Source organism: Anatilimnocola aggregata (genome assembly GCF_007747655.1).
Taxonomy (GTDB): Bacteria; Planctomycetota; Planctomycetia; order Pirellulales; family Pirellulaceae; genus Anatilimnocola; species Anatilimnocola aggregata.
The window spans coordinates 3,273,696-3,293,801 of the sequence record NZ_CP036274.1 but is presented as its reverse complement, the minus strand read 5'-3'; the positions used below and the strand labels follow the sequence as shown (position 1 = coordinate 3,293,801).

Here is a 20,106-nt window from a genome sequence, read left to right as displayed (position 1 = left end):
CGAAGTACGAGGGTTTTTTCGTGTGCTGGAGAAACGGTCGAGAGTAGGCAAGTTATCCGGACATCAAGGCATTTGTCACCTTGTCACCCCCTCACCTTGCCTCCCTTGCTTCACTTCGGTTCCACCGGAATATCAATCCAGCGGCGCTCGGCGTGCGATTGCAGCGTAGCGTCGGCGATGATTTGCGACTGCAGCCCATCATAGAAGCTGGGGACCGCTTCGCGGCCGTTGCAGATGGCGTCGACAAATTCCCAGACCAGGTCGTAGCGGAAGACGGTGGCCGGTTCACCTTGCGTGACATCGCGCGGGCTGCCGACGGGCTTGAGGAATTCAGCGGGAACATCGACCGGAGCGAGGTCCTGACCGGTCTTGCCCATCATCAACTGATTGGGCATGTGCAAGCGATAGACACACGAATACTCCGAACCGTTAATTTCGGCCCATTCGTGCCCAAAGCCCTTAAAGCCGTAACCCTTCGCCAGCGTGGTTCCTTCCCACACACCAGTCGCACCGCTGGCGAATTCACCCAGGATGCACGACCAATCGTCGACCTCAGAGGGAGCGCAGTCTTTGCCATCGACGGTCTTAGTACGGGGAGCAAACCGCGCTACCGCTCCGCTCAGGGTCTTCAGCGGACCGAGCAAATCGAGCGCGAAGTCAATGCGGTGAATGGTCATATCGAACAAGTCGCCAGCGCCGGCCCGTTCTTTGTATTGTCGCCAGCCCCAGCTTGTCTCCGGCCAATCGAGAAACCGCTGACTACGAAAGTGACGCAGGTCTCCGAGCGTGCCGCTCTTCACCAAGTGTCGCATGTACCGCATCGAGGGGGCGAAGCGATAGGTGAAGGCCGTCATATGGACGACGTTCGCGTCGCGGCAGGCGTGGTACATGTCGCGCACTTCCTGCGCGTGCAGGCCAAGGGGCTTCTCGCACATTACATGTTTGCCATGCTTTGCGGCCGCGAGCGTGATCGGGCGATGCGTATCATTGGGTGTGGCGATGATGATCGCGTCGACACCGGGATCGGCACAGATGGCTTCAAAGTCGGTGGTGATCTTCTCGACCCCCCAGTCCTTTTTGCGCTTCTCGAGCAGCTCCTGGCTGGCATCGCAGACAGCAACTAGCTTCGAGCGCGTGTCAATCCGAATGCCAGGCACATGGTGATAGTCGCTGACGGCGCCCGCGCCGACGATTGCAATTTTGACGGGGTTGGCCGCAGAGTAAGCAGGCATTTCGTCCTCCTCGAACAAATAAGGGCAGGGGAGCGTAGAAAGGTAATCGTGGCAATCCAGGCGAGCTTTATCGTTTTTGCAGCCCACCAATGTGACGCCGCCGGGCCGGACGTCAAGCCGAGACGAATTCTCAAGTCGTTCACGATTTAACCAAGTTTCCAAGAACCTGCCCGCAGATTGTTGGGTCTACCTAAGAAGAAAGTAATTTGGAGCAAATAAACTTGCCGGCAACAGTTTGGGCACTTTGATGACGCACTGCGAACCCCTCGCGAAATCGCTCTAAATCAATTCTAGAAAGGGACTTGCATCGAAGCAAACCAGCAGCTGCGAACTGGTCGCAAGGCGAGTTGCTTGCGGACCTCCGCCAGGGCGAAGCTGTGAATCTTTTCTCAATCACCACCCGTTAGAGGGTGTCCCTTTCATCCTGAAGCCGTTACATTGACTCGGAACGGAACAGGGCCGGCGAACCCCTCGTGGAATGGTGCGCCGGGATTGCAACCCACATATGGATAAGACTTTATGTGTTTGCTCGCGATACAATACCGCTCGGTACCGGAGGCACCAATCCTGGTCGCCGCCAACCGAGAGGAAGCTTACGACCGCCCTTCGCTGGTACCAGCTATTCAGCCTGGTAAACCGCGGGTGCTGTCGGGAGTTGACGCACGCCACGGGGGCACGTGGTTAGGCGTCAATCAGAACGGTTTGTTTGTTGGGGCTTGTAACCGGCCTAAAATGCTCGCAACGATGGGACCGCGCTCGCGCGGCCTGTTGTGCAAAGAGCTGCTGCGGGTTAACTCGGCCCGACAAGCGGTCGATCTGGCCATGGAAGAACTTCTCTCCGGCAAGTACGAAGGCGTGAACTTTGTCATCGCTGACAATGAATCAGGCTGGGTCGTACACGGGAGCGAAGACCCAGAGGTAGAAGAACTGGAAGAGGGGCTGAACATCATTTCGAGCTACGATGTGAACGACCCTCGCGACGAGCGTCAAAAACTCGCTCGCCGGTTGCTTACACTGCAGACGCTCGACTCGGCTGTGAAGTTCCTCGCCGTTGCCAGCAAGGCCTTTGCTCGCCCGCCAGCGACTCCGGATCGACCGGGCATGGTGGTGCAAGGCAAAGAACGCGGAACCGTCAGCTCGACGTTGATTGCCCTCGGCAAGAAGCCTCGTGACGCGATTTTTCAATACGCGAATGGTGCCCCGGATGTGGCCCGCTATGAAGACTACTCGCCACTACTGCGAGACATCCTCAGCCGCGGCCTGCGTGAATCGCGGACCCGTGCCAAGGCATAAGCTGCCCAGCACTTAATATCGAACTCCCTTAGGACGCTCGCGAATTCTTTCGCGGGCGTTTTTTTGTGGCCACAGCCCGCTTTTTCGGGGCCGGAAGCTCGCGAATCAGTTCGTACTGCAGAGCATTCCCTTGTTTGCCGGTCACCTTCATACCGCCGGTCTTGCGCAAGCAGTAGGTAATCCGCTGGGCGATCCAGCGTTGAATGCCCATGGCGTCGGCGAGTTCGCCAGTGTGAAACTCGGTGGGCAGATCGCAGGGAAGAAGCGCCAGCAAGTCGCCGTTCGTTTGAAAGGCATGCGTCGAGACAACATCGACCATGCTCAGGTCATGCACAATGTGATCGTTGCGCCGCCAGCGCCGACGCTTGCCATGACCGGGAATTCGGCGTTCCTCGACGATCACCAGCGGCACTTCAACCGTCAGCCGCGGGTGTGGGAAGACGGACGTGAAGTAAATCAACTCGTGAAACAAATCGAGCAGCGTCGCCTGCTTGGGGCTGAGGCGACGGCTAATCTCCCGCCCGCCGACTTCCTCCATCTTGATGAGCGTTTTGCGCGCGATGAGGGGCTTCACGACGCGGACCTGATGCTTTTCGAGCAGTTTGGCGACCTTGTTCCGAATCGCCCCCAATGACCCATGCTGGATCTCGACCAACTCGTCGCCGCGCACCACATCGATGCGATAGCCCGCCAACTTGCGGCACTCTTGCTCGCTAGCTTCGTGCTCGCCCGCGTAGAGTGCTTTCAACTGTCGATGGAGAGAAGTTTCCATAGCGGCCAACGATACCAGCTTTTTCCCTTGCCGCCCAAGACCGATTCCACATTCTGCCCCGCTAGCAGCCGGCAATTGCTCTCGACGTACTTCCGGCGACCACCGATACTCCGCGCCTACGCACTTAGCCCGACGCGTCAGCGAGGGAGAACTGCTCGCTGACGCGTCGGGCTACTTGAAAGCGCAAACTAGGAAGAGATCGCAATGTCCGAACTGCGAAAAGCCGCTGTCCTGCTCATGAGCTTGCCGGAAGAAGATGCCGCTGCGCTCCTGGGCAAGCTCACGCCCAAGCAAGTCGAAGTGGTCTCCATCGAGATCGCCAAGTTGGGTCGGCTGTCCGGCACCGAGCAGGAGTCGGTCATTCAAGACTTCGCCGGTGTGAACCCTGCTGCGCTCGGTGTGGCCGGTGGCGGTCTGGAAGTGGCCTCCCATCTGGTCGAAAAAGCGCTCGGGGCCGAAGCGAGTAAGACTTTGGAAAACGTTCGGCAATCGATTCAATCGTTGCCGTTCGGCTTTCTGAAAAAGATCGATCCGCAGAACCTGATGACTTATATCATGGATGAGCATCCGCAGACGATCGCGCTCATCCTCTCGCACCTGCCGTCGACCTACGGGGCGGAAATCATCAAGGGACTTCCAGCCGAGCGGCAACTGCAGGTCATTCGCCGCATCGCCAACATGGGACAGACGAACCCGGAAGTCATTTCCGAAGTCGAGCGAGGACTCGAAAGCCGGATGGCCAACGTCATGAATCAATCGTTCGAGAAAGCAGGTGGCGTGAACAGCGTTGCCGAGATTCTCAACGTTACCGACCGCGCAACCGAGCGCACGCTGCTCGAAAGTCTCGCGCAAGAAGATCCCGAATTGGTCGACGAGATTCGTCGCCTGATGTTCGTGTTCGACGACATCGGCAAGCTGACCGACAAAGACATTCAGACGGTCCTTAAGAACGTCGAGACTTCGCAATGGGCCATGGCCCTCAAGGGTGCCAGCCCGGAGCTCAAGCAGAAAGTGCTCGGCAATCTTTCGACGCGGGCAGCACAAACGCTGAACGAAGAAATCGACTACCTCGGCGCGAAGAAACTCAGCGAAGTCGAGGCGGTGCAGCAACAGATCGTCGATATCGTCCGCAAGCTCGAAGACGCGGGACAAATCACCGTGCATGCCGCCGAAGAGAACGAGCAGTTAGTGCAGTAACGCGCTATCGATTCATCAATCTTCTTATATACTGAGTGAAGATTTGATTCTCACAACTGGCGGCCAGCTGACCGCAGTATTAGGATGACGCGCGCATCGATTCGTTTCACTCGAAACGGCATCGCTTCTGCCACATCTTATGGAGTTGCCTACCATGTTGAATTCATCGAGAGTTGCTGCGCTCGTTATGTGCGCAGCCCTCACCTGTTGCAGTTACCAAACTGCTTTCGCACAACAAAAGCCAAATATCATTCTGCTTGTCTCCGACGACACCGGCTATGGAGACCTGGGCCCCTATGGCGGCGGTGAAGGCCGCGGGATGCCGACGCCCCATATCGACCGGTTGGCCAAAGAGGGAATGACCTTCTTTTCGTTCTACGCCCAACCAAGTTGCACTCCGGGTCGAGCCGCCATGCAAACCGGCCGCATTCCCAACCGCAGCGGCATGACGACCGTTGCCTTCCAAGGTCAAGGTGGCGGACTGCCGGCAGCTGAGTGGACTTTGGCGTCGGTGCTTAAAACCGCTGGCTACCAAACATTTTTCACTGGCAAGTGGCACTTGGGCGAAGCCGATTACGCCATGCCAACCGCGCAAGGCTATGACGAGATGAAGTACTGCGGTCTCTATCATCTCAATGCCTATACCTACGGCGATCCAACGTGGTTCCCCGATATGGACCCCGCGCTGCGGGCCATGTTCAACCGTGTGACGAAAGGCGCTCTTTCGGGTAAGGCTGGCGAACCCGTCAAGGAAGAATTCAAAATCAATGGCCAGTATGTGAACACACCGGAGAAGGGTGTTGTCGGCATTCCGTTCTTTGATTCTTACGTCGAAAAAGCAGCGCTCGATTATCTCGATCAGGCTGCCAAGTCGAACAAACCGTTCTACTTGAACGTGAACTTCATGAAGGTGCATCAGCCCAACATGCCCCACCCAGACTTCGTGCATAAATCGATGTCGAAGAGCAAATATGCCGATTCCGTCGTGGAACTCGATTCGCGGATCGGTGCCATCATGGATAAGGTCCGGGCTTTAGGCTTAGACAAGAACACTTTCGTGTTTTACACGACGGACAATGGCGCTTGGCAGGACGTCTATCCCGATGCGGGCTACACACCGTTCCGGGGCACCAAAGGGACTGTTCGCGAAGGCGGCAATCGCGTTCCAGCCATAGCGTGGATGCCGGGAAAAATCGAAGCCGGCAAGCGGAACCACGACATCGTCGGTGGGCTCGATTTGATGGCGACGTTCGCTGCCATTGCAGGAACTAAACTTCCGACCCAAGATCGCGCGAATCAGCCGATCTATTTTGATAGTTTCGATATGTCGCCAGTCCTGTTTGGAACTGGCAAGTGCGCGCGAAACTCCTGGTTCTTCTTCACCGAGAATGAATTGTCTCCTGGTGCCGCCCGTGTCGGTAATTATAAAGCGTGCTTTAATTTGCGGGGCGATAACGGCCAGGCAACAGGCGGTCTAGCAGTCGACTCGAACCTCGGCTGGAAAGGTCCGGATAAATATGTGGCAACGGTGCCACAAGTGTTTGATCTGTGGCAAGACCCCCAAGAGCGGTACGACATTTTCATGAACAATTACACGGAACGGACCTGGACAATGGTCACCATTAGCGAAGCTATCAATCGACTGATGAAGACCTATGCCCAGTACCCACCGCGTAAATTACAGAGCGAGGCCTATTCAGGACCGGTTACCCTGACTGACTACGAACGCTTCCAGCACATCCGTCAGGAACTGGATAAGCAGGGAGTGAAGATTCCATTGCCTACGGGCAACTAAGGCGGCTTTGTTCCAAGCATTGGTCGACAGTTCTCAGGTCCGGAGTGTTAGTCATGTTGCAATTGCAAATGCCATGTTGGATATCAGTTTGGCTCGCACTCTGGACGGCGGCGGCCACACAGGTCGTAGCGCAAGCGCCACCTCGTTTGCCTACCGAAATTGAAGTCGTTCGCGATATCGAATTCGGCCAAGGTGGCGGACGAGCGCTGAAGTTGCATCTGGTTCGGCCGAAGGAATTGCCCACCGAACCGATGCCGGCCATCGTCTATATCCACGGCGGCGGCTGGACGGGCGGCAATCGTGACGGTGGTCTCGGCCATGCGTCGCAGTGGGCGCGGCGGGGGATTCTCGGGGCGTCGATCGAGTATCGGCTCTCGGGCGAGGCCAAGTTTCCGGCTCAGATTGAAGATTGCAAATGCGCGATTCGCTTCCTGCGTGCGAAGGCCAAGGAGTATCATCTCGACCCCGATCGAATCGCCGTCTGCGGGCATTCGGCGGGCGGGCACTTGAGCGCGCTTGTCGGCACCTCGGCCCATCTGCCGGAGTTGGAAGGGAAAGGAGGCTGGCCAGAGTTTTCCAGTAAGGTGCGGGCCGTTTGCGCCATCAGCGGACCAGCCGATTTTCCCACATGGGGCAACGAAGCACATCCGGCAGTCAGAGGATTGCTCGGTGGGTTGGTGACGGAGAAGCCGGAACTGGCCGCGCTAGCGAGTCCAGTCACGCACGTGCAGAAATCGACTCCGCCGTTTCTGATCATTCACGGTGACAAGGATGATATCGTGCCGGTCAGCCAAGGACGAGCAATGCACGCCGCGCTCGAAAAGGTAGGAGCCGATTCCACGCTGCTGGTTGTGGAGGGTGGCAATCATCATCCCTATTCACCGGAAACGGGTAAGGCGATGAACGAATTTTTCGAGAAACACCTGCGCTCGAAGGCAGAAAAGAAGTAACCCGCTATTTGCCGATGCAAAAGCGGCTGAAGACGCGGTCGAGAATGTCGTCGGTATAAATCGCACCGACGACCTGACCAAGTTCATCAAGTGACAAGCGCAGCTCGGCCGCGATCCATTCTTCACTCGCGCCGCTATTGGCGAGGTCTGATGCTGCTGCCAGTGATGCAGCCGCGGCTTGCAGACTAGCACTGCAGCGGATGGCAGTAGCTGGGACGGCAAGACTTTCGCTTGGCGCCAGATCGAGTGCGGCCACGATTGCCGTGCGTAGTTCGTTCAAACCTGCCCCAGTCGTGGCACTGGTTCGCAGGGCAGGGGAGGGGAGCGAGAACCTGTTTGGGTGTCGACCATCATCGAGGTCGCACTTCGTCAGCACGACGATCCGCTGTTGCGTGGAGCGTGCCAGTTGCTTGGTGACGGCGAGCGATACGGGCTGAGTACTATCGATGCAGACAACTTCCAAGTCGGCCTGTGCCTGCTGCTGCTGCCGATGGTCCTGGGCGTCGCTGCCAATTTGGTCGGCATTCGAAGCCGTCTCGATACCCGCGGTATCAATCAGTTGAAACTGTTTGCCGCTGACGACGAGAAGTCGCGCGAGATAATCTCGTGTCGTACCCGCCATCGGTGAAACAATGGCAGCTTGCTCATTGGCCAAGGCATTGAGCAGGCTACTCTTCCCCGCATTCGGTTCTCCAAGCAAGACCACTCGCGGCGCAGTGGAGCTCGTTTCGGCGCGCGACTGCAACTGCTCCGCCACAGCGCGCACGGCAGTCGCTGCTGCAGCCACCTGGGTTTGCAGATCCGCGCGGGTAATGAATTCAATGTCTTCATCCACGAAGTCGAGCCCAGCTTCTAAGTGCGCGAGCAAATCGAGCAGTTGATTGCGAACTTCGGCGAGCCGGTGCGATAGGCCGCCCGCGAGTTGCGCGAGCGCCGTTTGCAGTTCCGCAGCATCACGGGCTTCGATCACACCCAGGACCGCTTCAGCCTGCGTTAAATCGAGCCGGCCGGCAAGAAACGCGCGGAGCGTAAATTCGCCAGGGCGCGCCAGTCTTGCGCCAGCGGCACACAACGCACTTATGGCCAAGTCGAGCAGCGGAGGCGAGCCCGGCAGGTAGATTTCGGCCAGGGGCTGCCGCGTGTAGCTGCGTGAAGTTCGCCAGAGGTAAACGATCGCCGGTAAGCTGCGTTCGACACCATCGCTACCGCGCACGAGCAACAGGCACTGGATCGTTGCCGATGCTTTCTTTCGGTTGGTTGGTGCCGACCGCAACGTTTGTTGCAGCAGCTTCTCGGTCGCGGGACCACTCAGGCGAATGATCCCTTCGTAACTTCCCCCCGTTGCGGAAGCGATGGCGACAATCGTATCGTCCATCTCCAGCGACATTACCGCTTCTTCTGCTTGCGAGCCGCGCGGGCACTGCTACCGTTGGACGACTCCGTCACGAGCTTCTTTTCGGAGATTACGCTCGGATCGATGGGCTTCGATTTCGGCAGCAAGGTTCGTTCTGCCACGCTCCACAAGCTCGACGTGATGAAGTACAAGCAGAGACCGGCGGGAACTTTATAGAAGAACACGCCCATCATGAGGCTCATGATCATCATGGTCTGCTGCTGCACTTCTTGCTGTTCGTCGGTCGGCGGCGGCGTGAACAGTTTCTGCTGAACGATGAACAGGGCAATCGTTACCAGCGGCAACACGTTGAAGAATGGTCCCAGCCAGCCGTCGGCTTCGTCGCCAATGAAAGCCGGCACGTAATCTCGCCAATAATACAGTTTATCGGGACCGGCCAAATTCGATGCCCAAGCGAGCCCGGGGAAGAGGGACGCATCGCGCAGGTGGATGTCGACACTGAGGCAGCGATAAAGCCCCACAAACACCGGCAGCTGAAAAAAGACCAATAAGCAGCCGGCAAACGGGTTGGGCATGCCGGCCTTCTTCATCAACTCTTGCGTGGCCTGGTGCTGCTTGAGTGGATCGTCTTTGTACTTCTCCTTAACTGCGGTCAATTCCGGCTTTAAGAGCTGCGAAATCTCTTGCATCCGCTTCGCGGCGATCGATTGCCGAATGCTGAACGGTAACATGCAGGTTCGCACCAGTACTGTCAGCAAAATGATCGCGATGCCGTAGTTACCGGTAACCGAGTACAGAAAGGTCAAGATGTTCCGCAGGAGCATCGCGGGATAGGCCGCGTACCACCAGCCGAATTCAACGATCTCTTCCAATCCATAAGGCCTGAGGATATCGGGATCTTTCGGCCCGAGAAATATCTGGTAGCGATGTTCGAGCGATTTGCCAGCATCGAGACTTTCCCGCGGCGTGACCATGCGCACACTTGTGTTCGTGGTGCGGATGCGCGTCTTGGTCAGCTGAGTCACGTCGTGCATCGGAATGGCACTCGCGCGCGAGAACTTCGGGGCGGGATGATCCTTGTCTCCCACAGGCATCACCATCGCGGCGAAGAACTGCGCATCGACACCAAGGAAAGTGAGTGGTTCGGCATCCTTGCTGTTGTCTTGCAGCAGGTATTCGATCGTGGTGTGATCTTTAAGGGCCTTCTTCGCATGATCGAAGATCATGGGCGTGCCGACGAGATGGTGGGGCAGATCGCCTGTCTGATACAACACGTCGCGAGCACCTGCTCCGCGGAACATATCGCGATGCAACTTGGTGCTGTACCACCAGCCTTCGAGCGGAATACCGTTCGGGCCGTCGAGTCGATATGCCAGGCCCAGCGGCTTATCGCCGGTGTTCTCGACACCTACGACCATATCCAAATGATAGATCTTGGCCTTGCCGGGAATCTTTTCCTCTTTGCCAGCCTTAGGAAGCGAGTACCGCTTGGTGATCTTGAGCGAGCCAGCTTCTTTGCGGCCAATTCCTTGCAGCGTTTGTTCGGTCAGGGTCATGCTGAACGTGACGCCACTTTCCGATTGATCGCTCATTTCCCAATTGCCGTTGCGCAGCGCCGACAAGCCGCGAATCTCTTCTTCGCCTGCCTTAATCTGCACGCCTTGCAATGTTTCGAGCGTAAGGAGCATGGACAGCGGATCGGTGACCGTCCGCTTATCGGCCGTGACGCGAGTTTCGGGGCGAATCATTTCCAGCGGCCGACGAGTCAACAGAATCGTGTACTTCAGCGATTCGGTCTTGCCCGCGGTGGTGCGGTCGACGGTCACTTCGATCGACTGCCCAGGCTTGCTGTTCCTGCGCAGCCACGACTCGAGTTCTTCGCCGCGTTCGATGGGTGCGCCGTTGACCTCGCGGATGACATCGCCCACCTGCAGGCCAATCGGGCGAGTCCCATCAACAGGCTTGGCCAGCGAAGCTGGCGTGCCGGGTCCAACGGTCTGCACGGTGGCATCCTTGGTGTCGCGCCCGACCAGGGCGAAACCGAGATGCCCCAGGTAACCTGATTGATCCTCGATATCGCGAAATCTCGGGTCGTTGAGTTCCACCCGCTCGACCGCAGCACCCCGATTATCAAGTGTGACCAGCATGGTGTAGGGACTGGTCGGATCGAGCGAGCCGATAGTGACCGACGCCCGGGCAACAGTCGGTGTGCCATCGGCAGCACCAACCTGGGGCTCATCGTTTGGCTGGGCGGGGTTCGGTTGGGCGGGATCGACTGCCGCCGGATCGGCTGGAGTTTTTTCCGGATTTGGGTCCGCAGCCTTGCCAGCAGGGTCGTCGCCGGGCTGAACGGCAGCGGGATCCAGCTTTTCGGCCGGATTGGCTGCGACGGGGGGCTGAGGCTTCAGGAAGACCGCACGACCAACCAAAAAGGTCGTCCAGATCAAGAAAGCCAGCACAAGAAACGTAACGAAACGCTTATCCACAGGGGGAGCCCCTCTCGCAGCGGTGAAGCAACGGGCAATCCGCTCCCGCTCGAAAGGGGAGGCAAACCAGGCGACGCCATGCCGCCAACTAGTATTCTCTGCCGGGAGGCGAATCTTGCAAGTGGCTGCCCTCGTTCGAGCTAGTGCCAACGCGCGAGGTAGAAGACTTAATAACCGCGCTCTCCCCCTGTGCCGCGCAGTCACTTATCATAGCGCTCATGCTTCGTACTACTGCTTCAGATCGTTGGCATCGTCAACAGTTGTCGCGCGATAGCCTGCGCGCGTGGCAACTCGAACGGCTGAACAAGCTGCTGGTCGATGTTATTTCGCACAATCGCTTTTATCTCGACAAACTCGGCAAGCTGGTCCACCCGCTTACGTCGCTCGACCAACTAAGCGAAATGCCGTTCACCTATAAAGATGAATTGGTCACCGCGCCAGCCCAGGGCGAGTTTGCGGCGAATCTGACCTATCCGCTCGAACGTTATGTGCGCTATCACCATACGTCGGGGACGCGCGGGCGTCCGATGCCCGTGCTCGATACGGCCGACGATTGGCAGTGGTGGATCGAAACGTGGCAGTACGTGCTCGATGCGGCCGAAGTGCGCACGGAAGATCGGGCCGCGCTCGCATTTTCGTTTGGCCCGTTTATCGGCTTTTGGAGCGCCTACGACGCCGCTGTCGCTCGCGGACTAATGGTCATTCCCACCGGCGGCATGAACAGTCGCAGTCGGTTGGAAATGATTCGCAGCACTCAGGCGACAGTGCTGTTCTGCACACCGAGTTACGCCTTACATCTGGCCGAAGTGGCCCACGAAAATCAGATCGATCCGCGGGCGCTGCACGTTCGCAAAGTCATCGTCGCGGGCGAACCGGGCGGTTCGGTGCCGGCCACGCGAGAGCGGATCGAACAAGCCTGGAACGCAACACTCATCGATCATGCCGGAGCATCGGAAGTCGGACCTTGGGGTTTCAGTCGGGATGATCGCGGCCTGCACATCGTCGAAAGTGAATTCATCGCGGAGTTTTTCTCGGTTGCCACGGGTGAGCCGGCTACCGATGGCGAATTGTCGGAACTGGTGCTCACTTCGCTGGGTCGCCGCGGCAGCCCGCTGATTCGCTATCGCACGGGCGACCTGGTGCGACCGCAGTTCAACGCCAGCGGCGATTGTCGCTTCGTGCTGCTCGAAGGGGGAGTCCTCGGCCGGGCCGATAACATGCTGGTTGTCCGCGGCGTGAACGTGTTTCCTAGTTCCATCGAACACATCCTGCGCGGCTTTCCCGAAGTGGTCGAGTTTCGCGTAACAGCGACCAAAGCAGGGGCGATGGATGCGCTGGCGGTCGAAGTCGAAGATCGTCTGGCCCAACCCGAACGGATCGCGCGCGAAATGCAGCTGCGACTTGGCCTGAAAATCGACGTGCAACTTGTCGCACTCGGCACGTTGCCCCGCTTCGAAGGGAAGGGGCAACGGTTCATCGATCGGCGGTCCAAGCCAGCCCCGGTAACCGCAGGCTGAGAAGTCCTGATCTAATCTAACGGCGTCACGCGGCCGCTTTGATCGGTCCTTTGGGCGTGCGCAGTTTGAAGAGGCCGAAGATATCGGACTGATTGAGGCCAGCGCTGGAAGCGCCGCCCGTTTGATCGATTACCGCAGCGAAAAGTTCTCGTTTATGGGCGAGCACTTCGTTAATCCGCTCTTCGATCGTATTCATTGCCAACATGCGAGTAACTGTTACGGCACCCTTCGCGCCAATCCGATGAGCGCGGTTGATCGCCTGGTCCTCAATGGCCGGGTTCCACCAACGATCGAACAAGAACACGTACTCGCAGAACTGCAAATTCAACCCCACACTACCGGCGCCATAGCTCATAATGATCATGTGCCGGTCTTTGTTTTCTTTGAACTCCTTCAAGATCGGGTCGCGTTTGGCAGACGGGATCTTGCCGTGATACTCCAGCGGATTGAACCGCGCGAGCGCCGGTTTCATCTGATCAATGGTCTTCGTCCACTGGCTGAAGACAATCGCCTTTTTGCCGCTGGCCGCAACTTCTTCCATGTCTGCTTCGAGTCGTTCTAGCTTGGCGCTGGCACCAGTCAGAGGATCGAAGTTGCAGATCTGCTTGAGCCGCAGCACGAGTTCGAAAATATTCTGGACGGTGATCTGATCGCCCATCGCATTGAGATTGATCACCCCTTCGTCCTCAGCCATTTTGTAGGTGGCCCACTGCTCGGGCGTAAGGTCAATGTCCGCATCGCGGAACATCTTCGGCGGCATGTCGGTGAGCACCATATCCTTCGTGCGGCGAATGATGTGGTCGCGCACGAGCTCGGCCAGTTTCTTCGCCGGGAGTCCGGTTTGCAGATAGCCGGGCGAGAGGAACTCGAAAATGCCCACCAGATCATCGGGCCGGTTCTCGATGGGCGTACCCGTGAGTGCCCAGCTGCGGGTGCGACTGATGGAACGGACGATTTCGCTGGTTGTGGCACCGACGTTCTTGATGCGCTGCGCTTCGTCGAGCACAACCAGGTCGAAATGCAGACCAGAGTCGAGGACATCGCGGTCGCGCATCAGCAGTTCATAGTTAGCGATCGTCACTGGCGCGGTTGCTTCGGTCCATTGCCAGCGCCGTTTGTTCGAATCGCCTTCGACAATGTTGATGGGAATTTCCGGTGCCCACGTTTGAAACTCGCGCCGCCAGTTGGTGACGAGGGGCTTTGGGCAAACGAGCAAGCAGTTGCGGATTTCGCCGGCGCGCACGAGCATGCGAATCGTCGTGATCGCCTGCATCGTCTTACCGAGCCCCATTTCGTCGGCCAGGACCGCGGTATAGCGCGGGTACATAAACGCAATCCCTTGAAACTGATAAGGGAAAGGCTCGAAAGGGAATGTCAGCGAACCGTTCTTCACCAGCGATTCGAGCGGCGGCTGCAGCACGTAGTACAAGCGGTCTTCCAGCTTGACGATGTCACCCGGCGGCTTGATGCGCGTCAACTTTTTCGCTTCGCCGTTCGACTCTCCAGTCTCTTCGGTGGTGGTCGCTTCTTCTACTGTCTCAGCTGTTGTTGCTTCTGCCTTGGCGGGCTTCGCCTCTTTTGCCAGGGGTGGCTGAAAGAACGACGGGCACTCAGGAAACGTGAAGCTATAGACTCGCGGCAGGGTACGGGGAATCTTCAGCGCGATGACCTTCAATTGCTGGCCGGAGAAATCGACAAGTTCCGTATCGATTTTGGGTGCGCGAGTGAGGGCTGCCTGCCAACCAAGGGCGAAGGTATCGACAGGGAGCGACAGATCGCTGGTAGTCAGCGAGAGGCTGTGATCGGCAGAGGGCATCGCATCCATGCTTAGCACCTGTGTTATTTCAAACTCCCTCTCCTCGTTACTCCGGGGAGAGGATCAAGACAAACATCTACGCTACCTGCCGCACGCTCTTCTGCGCCTCTTCAAGAGCTTCACGAATGCGCGCGAAGGGCTCGGTCAGGTCGATGCCGTCGATTAGTTGCGAATGGAATGTTCGCGCGGCTTGTTCGTCGGCTTCAAACCTCGCCGCGATGGCGATGTCGTTCTTGCCGAGCTTGAAACGGGCACCGAACAAGGCTTCACCCTCCGCGGCGGTCGTTGTTTTATTTTCGCCGCTCATGATCAGCAGCAGCGGCTTTTCGATGAACTCGCGGGCGGCGAGGCACGAGGCCAGATCGGTGCAGACGAGGGCCACTTCGTTGCGGGCTTTCGCAATCAGCGTCTGCCCGATTTGCTCGCCAAAGAGATAGGGCCGCAGCGTGGGGCCATACAGGATCTCTTGAGCACGGTTGGCTTTGACGGGCGAAGTGCAGTGGAACTCGAGCGGGCGACCGGCATGATTCAAAACGAGGTAGCCGCCAAACAGGCCCAACTCGGCGTGTTCGGTCACGGTCAAGAAACCCAAGGCAGTCGGTGTCCGTTCAGCGGGCATCAGGTGGAAGCTCAGGGGTGAGACGGCGGGTTCAGGCGGGATTCGCACGGCAGCTATCAACGACTGCTACCAATACGCGGCGGCTCGCGCGGGGCACCGGCGAACCGACTGTTTCAGCATCGGGTTTTCGCGCGCGCGCCTTGAGCTTGTCCTGCACCAAACTGTCAAGCCGCGGAAATCCTGCGGTTTTCGCTAAAGTTTTGGAATTGCTCGACAGTCTTTCAGAGGCGTGTATACTAAGTTGTACATCTCGCCAAGGAAAACCGCATGTCGCAAGATCCCCGCCAGTTTTCTGCCATGTTCAGCATCGATGTCTCCGCTGATCCACGCACCGAAAACAGCAATCAGTCCAAGATTGACGCGAACGAACTCATCGTCACGCTGTTGCGGCAAATGCTCGAAGGGCAAAAGCGCGAAATTACCCTGCTGGAAGAGATGTCGAACCATCTGAGCCAGGGCCAGAAGCAGCGCCAGCAGGAATTGAATCAGTGGAAAGAAGCTAATCCCAAGCTGGCTCAAGCTTGTCGGTACGCCACTGAGACGCTCAGCAAGGTGCAGACGCAATTCCTGGAAAACATCACCCAGGACGTGTTCGATAATGAAGAATCGCTGGGCGATAGCGACTTTATGCTCAACGAATTCGTAGACCGCTTCGGTCCGCGTCTGGCCCACTTGAACGGTGTGCTGCAAGTTCTCTCGCAATTGAGCGCTGCACCCCCAGCCCCCGTGGCGAACCCGTCGTAGGTCGTGGGACATGCATCTTGCCTGTCTAGTCACTGTTATGGCTGTGCACACGAGTGGGAACGACAGGCTGAAAGCCTATCCCACGAATAGCTCTTTCACCGCTTTCCCTTTGCCATCTTCGGTGGCATAGAAGGGACGATTTTCGACGTCGAAGGCGGTGGCCGGACTGATGCCCATGGCGCTGAAAATGGTCGCGTGCAGGTCCATCACGCTGACAGGATTTTTGGTGGCGAGAAAGGGACGCTGCGGCGCACTTTCGCCGTAGAGTTGGCCCTTCTTGATGCCGCCACCCCAAAGCATCACGCAAGAGCCGCCAGTGAAGTGGCGATGCTGACCATAGTGCTTTAGTTCTTTCATCACGTCGACTTTCTCGGTCGCTTGATCGCCGGCATTCGAGCCCGGCACGCCTTCCATCAGCATGTCGCGGCTGAACTCACTGGCCAAAATCACCAGCGTGCGATCAAGCAGCCCGCGCGATTCCAAATCGAGAATCAGCTGCGCGATGGGTCCGTCGATCTGCTTCTTCATCGCTTGCAGCGTCGTGTGGCCGTTGGCGTGCGTATCCCAATTGAGAAACGGCACGTACTCGGTCGTCACTTCGATGAAGCGAGCACCCGCTTCGACCAAGCGCCTCGCGAGCAGACAGCCGCGGCCAAAGCGACCCGTGTCATACTTCTCGTAACTCTCTTTTGGTTCGAGCGAGATATCGAACGCGGCCCGTTCCTTCGCACTCAGCAGGCGATGTGCATTTTCGAGTGAGCGGAGCATTGATTGCTGCTGATAGTCGGAAATGAACTCGCGCCGTGGCGATTGATCGATCAGCTTTTTCATCAGCTGATTGCGACTCTCAAAACGATCTGACTGCATCCCCTTGGGCGGACGAACCGACTGCGCGGCATCTTCCGGATAGGGCAAGTTCATCGGGCCGAACTCACTGCCAAAGAAACCAGCGGTGGTGAAGGCCTTTAGTTCTTCCTGTTCGCCGACACCTTCGAGTCGTTGGCCGATATTGATGAACGCGGGAATGACCGGATTCTTCGGACCGAGAACCTTTGCCATCCACGCGCCCAGGTGTGGGCAGGCGACGGTCTGTGGCGGCACATAGCCGGTGTGCCAGTGATATTGATGGCGCGAGTGAAGAATGTGACCGAGATCGGGGAGGACGTGCGAGCGAATGAGCGTGCCGCGGTCCATCACCTTCGCAATGTTTTCCAGCCCGGCAGTGATCTTGATGTTGTCGACGACGGTGTCGATGGCCGGAAAAGTGCTTTCGATCTCCTTCACCGGCACGCCGACTTCAAACGGCACGTACTTTTTGGGATCGAAGGTATCGGGTGCAGCCATGCCGCCACCCATCCACAGCAGAATGCAGGAGTCGGCCGTTGCCTTGGGCTGCACCATCTTCTCTTCGGCCGCGAACAGTCGGCGCGGTTCGCCCGCCATCAGTGCCGCGGTCGACATGGCAGCGAGGCTCTGCACGAATTGACGACGCGCGATAATCTCAAGTTGCTTCACGTTTGCCATTCCATTATTCCTGAACCGGAAGCGTTAGCGCCCGTAGTTCTTCTTAGTCGTCACTACTCTCCGGACGCTAACGCTTCACCGCATTATTTCGATTACCTTACCAACTGAAACTCGGGCAACATCAGCACGCTCCAGAGGGCGTCTTCGATGCCTTGAGGACTCAACTGTTCGCCGAGCCCCGCTTTCATCGTAGCAAGCTCGGCCGGCGAAGGTTCACGACTGAGGGTGCTGCGGAAAAGCCAGTGGACAAAGTCATCGGGCGATTGCCAGTTGCGAGCAGACAGCTTCTTGGCCCCTTGTTGCAAACTATCGGCCAGCGATTGTCCGTTAGCCAGGTCGATGGCTTCCAGTGTGGTCAGGTCAGCGGGGCGCAGGCTCACGATTTGATCGCGATTCGGCCGACCCAGCGCCCGCATCAGAAAATCACTCTTCAGCAGTGACGCCCGGGCCTTAAGACCCACCGATTGGCTGCCAGCCGTCAGCGCGGCCGAGAGTTGCGGGGCAACGCGGTTGTTCCAAACGTCGGCATTCTTCACGACCGCGGCTTGGGAAAAATCTGCGGGCTCTTTACCAAAACGGCCCTTGCCGTCGGGTAGTTGGCTGGTCCATTGCCAAGATTCATCGCTGGCAATCGTTGTTTCTTCCTTGTCGCTGAGATGCGCGACGATTTCACAGAAGAGACCAGCCGGATTGGGACCAGTCCCACCATTCTTGGCGACGATGACCAGGTCGTTCCTGCCGGCTTTTAGTTTGCCTGTTAGCACCACGGCATCGGGCGTTTCCCAATTCTCGCCGGCATGAACTTTTTGCCCGTTCACAAACAGCGTGTAACTGTTATCGCACGAGAGAGCGGCAATCGCTTGCAGCGGGGCCGTTTTCAAATCGAACTGCTTGCGGAGCACTATCGTCTCGCCTGCTTTGGCGTCGGCAGTATCGGCGCGCGACCAGATCCACTTGCCATGCACGGGACGCATCGCGAGCGGCGTCCCTGTGGAACTTGCGGCACCGCGAATCACCGGCGCATCGAACCGAGTCGGCGCGGTATCGGTCAGTTGCCAGACGGCATCAACGAATTGCTCGGCTGTCAGGCGGCGGGCACGCGGGCCGCGATAGGTGTAGCCTTCGTCGTCAGTATCTTTGCCGACGACTTCAATCTGGCTTTGATAACCAGCTGAGCTGGCGATGAGTTGTAGTGTGTGCTTGAGGTCATAGTTGTGCTCGACCAGATCTTCAGCGAGAAAATCGAGCAGGTCGGCGTTCCACGGTTCAGTCTGCATGGCATCGGGCGGATGAACGATGCCGCGCCCCATCAGGCGATGCCACAGGCGATTGACGATCGTCCGCGTAAAGCGGCCGTTGTCGCGGTGTGTTACCAGGCCAGCCAATTGCTTCAGCCTCTCAGGCTGAGCTGCCTTGGCATCGACCTGGCCCAATTCGGGAAAGAGCCACGCGGCTGCCGCTTGTTGGCCGATGGGTTTGTCGCAGCGGTGAATCTCGAGCGGGCGATTGGAATAGATGGCAGCCAGGCCATACGACTCGGCCAGCGTCCAGCGGTCAATAAAACTATCGTGGCACGAGGCACACTTGAGATTGATGCCAAGCAAGGCTTGACCCACGCTTTGCGCGAACTGAATCTCGACCGTTTGCCCGGCACTCACATCGCCGCGCCAACGAATACCATCGATGAAACCGGCACTGTCGGGCGTGGGGGGCGAGATCAACTCGCGCGCGAGTTGATCATAGGGCTTATTCGAGGCTAGCGATTGATACAGCCATTTCGAAATCTGCTTGCGGCCGCCCGTGATAAAACCGGTGCCGGCATAGTCGTTCCGCAGCAGGTCGTTCCAAAAAGTAAGCCAATGCTCGGCATAGTCGATGTCGCGGGCCAGCAGTTGGGCGATATAGCGATGGCGCTTGTCGGTCGACTTATCACTTTCGAACGTCGCCAGTTCTTCCGGCGAAGGTAGCAAGCCGACGAGGTCAAGCGAAACGCGGCGGGCGAAGGTCGCGTCGTCAACGGTCGCGGGGCGCTGTAAGTTTTTCTGCGCCAGGTATTCATCGAGAATTCGATCGACCGGATTCTCGCGACCATCGCGCGCAGAGGGCAGGGTGGGGCGGCGCGGTTTCAGCGGCGGTTCGTAGCCGCTCTTCGTGAAGCGAAAGCCTGCTTCCCACGGCGCACCGGCATCGATCCAGTTGGCTAACTTGGCGATCTGCTCGGCCGGCACGCGCGGGCCATCGGGGGGCATGCGATAGTCTTTGTCAGCTGACTTCAGCCGCTCGATCAGGTCGCTGGCCGCCGATTTTCCCGGAGCGACAACTTTGCCCGACTCGCCGCCCATCAGCATGGCTTCGCGAGTGTCGAGCGAGAGGCCCCCCTTTTTCTGCTCGCCCAAATGGCACTTGCCGCAGTGCTGCTTCAGCACAGGCGCCACTTCATGGGCGAAGTCGACATCGGCAGCGGGGAGCGACGTGGCAAGAAATAACAGGAGCGGCAAAGCGACAAGCAGCTTCATCTCGGGAGAGACCTTCGCGGCGAGGGAACTTATAGCGATGGGTAGGGCGCCTCTATCTTCGCCGCGAGGCGGGAGCCGTGCAAGCAACAGCTCAATTGTTACCTGGGCATCATGTCGTTGAGTCGCCAATTCACGATCGCCGAGCCGAATACTGCCAGGGCAACGAGCGTCAGCCCAGCCAAGGCAAAGAGCACGGCGATGATGATGTCGCGCGTGCTCCAGTCGTCTTTGGTGGGATGAGGAGGAAGGTCATTCATGGGACCGAGCTCCTCTGCGAACGGTAACTAAGAA

15 protein-coding genes are annotated in these 20,106 nt (G+C 58.0%); 6 read left to right on the top strand and 9 right to left on the bottom strand.

Annotated features, from left to right (window positions below):
- Nucleotides 1–110: 110 nt before the first annotated feature.
- Nucleotides 111–1,232: a Gfo/Idh/MocA family protein gene (locus tag ETAA8_RS12495; protein ID WP_145088405.1), complete on the bottom strand. Its 1,122-nt coding sequence runs from the start codon at nucleotides 1,230–1,232 to the stop codon at nucleotides 111–113.
- A 519-nt stretch (nucleotides 1,233–1,751) separates the two neighbouring features.
- Here ETAA8_RS12495 and ETAA8_RS12490 point away from each other — a divergent pair.
- A complete protein-coding gene (locus ETAA8_RS12490; protein ID WP_145088403.1) occupies nucleotides 1,752–2,525 on the top strand; it encodes an NRDE family protein in 774 nt (257 codons plus the stop codon).
- Between the two features lie 28 nt (nucleotides 2,526–2,553).
- On the opposite strand, the gene ETAA8_RS12485 is transcribed toward ETAA8_RS12490, so the two are convergent.
- Nucleotides 2,554–3,297 carry a hypothetical protein gene (locus ETAA8_RS12485; RefSeq protein ID WP_145088401.1) on the bottom strand — a complete coding sequence of 248 codons (744 nt, stop codon included), beginning with the start codon at nucleotides 3,295–3,297 and terminating at the stop codon, nucleotides 2,554–2,556.
- Nucleotides 3,298–3,501: 204 nt separating this feature from the next.
- Here ETAA8_RS12485 and fliG point away from each other — a divergent pair, with 204 nt between their 5' ends.
- The 3 genes from fliG to ETAA8_RS12470 all read left to right on the top strand — a co-directional run bounded on the left by fliG (nucleotide 3,502) and on the right by ETAA8_RS12470 (nucleotide 7,239).
- Nucleotides 3,502–4,494 (top strand): flagellar motor switch protein FliG, encoded by a 993-nt coding sequence (gene fliG, locus ETAA8_RS12480; RefSeq protein WP_202921789.1) that lies wholly within the window; start codon nucleotides 3,502–3,504, stop codon nucleotides 4,492–4,494.
- 154 nt (nucleotides 4,495–4,648) lie between these two features.
- A complete protein-coding gene (locus ETAA8_RS12475) occupies nucleotides 4,649–6,289 on the top strand; it encodes an arylsulfatase (RefSeq protein ID WP_145088396.1) in 1,641 nt (546 codons plus the stop codon).
- Nucleotides 6,290–6,342: 53 nt separating this feature from the next.
- On the top strand, nucleotides 6,343–7,239 hold the full coding sequence (locus ETAA8_RS12470) for an alpha/beta hydrolase (protein ID WP_145088395.1): 897 nt from the start codon (nucleotides 6,343–6,345) through the stop codon (nucleotides 7,237–7,239).
- Between the two features lie 4 nt (nucleotides 7,240–7,243).
- On the opposite strand, the gene ETAA8_RS12465 is transcribed toward ETAA8_RS12470, so the two are convergent.
- Both ETAA8_RS12465 and yidC read right to left on the bottom strand, forming a co-directional pair.
- The gene (locus ETAA8_RS12465) at nucleotides 7,244–8,626 is read right to left on the bottom strand and encodes a tRNA modification GTPase (RefSeq protein WP_145088393.1); all 1,383 of its coding nucleotides are present in this window, start codon (nucleotides 8,624–8,626) and stop codon (nucleotides 7,244–7,246) included.
- The gene (gene yidC / locus ETAA8_RS12460) at nucleotides 8,626–11,079 is read right to left on the bottom strand and encodes a membrane protein insertase YidC (RefSeq protein ID WP_145088391.1); all 2,454 of its coding nucleotides are present in this window, start codon (nucleotides 11,077–11,079) and stop codon (nucleotides 8,626–8,628) included. The genes ETAA8_RS12465 and yidC overlap by 1 nt, the downstream gene beginning before the upstream one ends.
- A 218-nt stretch (nucleotides 11,080–11,297) precedes the next feature.
- On the opposite strand from yidC, the gene ETAA8_RS12455 reads away from it, so the two are divergent.
- Nucleotides 11,298–12,596, top strand: a complete 1,299-nt coding sequence (locus ETAA8_RS12455; RefSeq protein WP_145088389.1) for a phenylacetate--CoA ligase family protein — start codon at nucleotides 11,298–11,300, stop codon at nucleotides 12,594–12,596.
- Between the two features lie 25 nt (nucleotides 12,597–12,621).
- Here the strand turns inward: ETAA8_RS12455 and ETAA8_RS12450 are convergent, their stop codons facing one another.
- Together ETAA8_RS12450 and ETAA8_RS12445 are read right to left on the bottom strand one after the other, a co-directional pair.
- The gene (locus tag ETAA8_RS12450; RefSeq protein ID WP_391484809.1) at nucleotides 12,622–14,421 is read right to left on the bottom strand and encodes a DEAD/DEAH box helicase; all 1,800 of its coding nucleotides are present in this window, start codon (nucleotides 14,419–14,421) and stop codon (nucleotides 12,622–12,624) included.
- Nucleotides 14,422–14,488: 67 nt separating this feature from the next.
- Nucleotides 14,489–15,079, bottom strand: coding sequence for a hypothetical protein (locus ETAA8_RS12445; RefSeq protein ID WP_145088387.1), 591 nt, complete (start codon nucleotides 15,077–15,079; stop codon nucleotides 14,489–14,491).
- Nucleotides 15,080–15,298: 219 nt separating this feature from the next.
- Here ETAA8_RS12445 and ETAA8_RS12440 point away from each other — a divergent pair, with 219 nt between their 5' ends.
- A complete protein-coding gene (locus tag ETAA8_RS12440) occupies nucleotides 15,299–15,775 on the top strand; it encodes a hypothetical protein (RefSeq protein WP_145088385.1) in 477 nt (158 codons plus the stop codon).
- Nucleotides 15,776–15,850: 75 nt separating this feature from the next.
- Here the strand turns inward: ETAA8_RS12440 and ETAA8_RS12435 are convergent, their stop codons facing one another.
- From ETAA8_RS12435 to ETAA8_RS34595, 3 genes are all read right to left on the bottom strand, one after another.
- Entirely contained in the window at nucleotides 15,851–17,299 is a 1,449-nt protein-coding gene (locus ETAA8_RS12435) for a DUF1501 domain-containing protein (protein ID WP_145088383.1), read from the bottom strand.
- Nucleotides 17,300–17,391: 92 nt separating this feature from the next.
- Nucleotides 17,392–19,815: a DUF1549 domain-containing protein gene (locus tag ETAA8_RS12430; RefSeq protein ID WP_145088381.1), complete on the bottom strand. Its 2,424-nt coding sequence runs from the start codon at nucleotides 19,813–19,815 to the stop codon at nucleotides 17,392–17,394.
- A gap of 98 nt (nucleotides 19,816–19,913) precedes the next feature.
- Complete coding sequence (locus ETAA8_RS34595) at nucleotides 19,914–20,072, bottom strand: hypothetical protein (protein WP_202921788.1); 159 nt, start codon at nucleotides 20,070–20,072, stop codon at nucleotides 19,914–19,916.
- Between the last annotated feature and the right edge of the window lie 34 nt (nucleotides 20,073–20,106).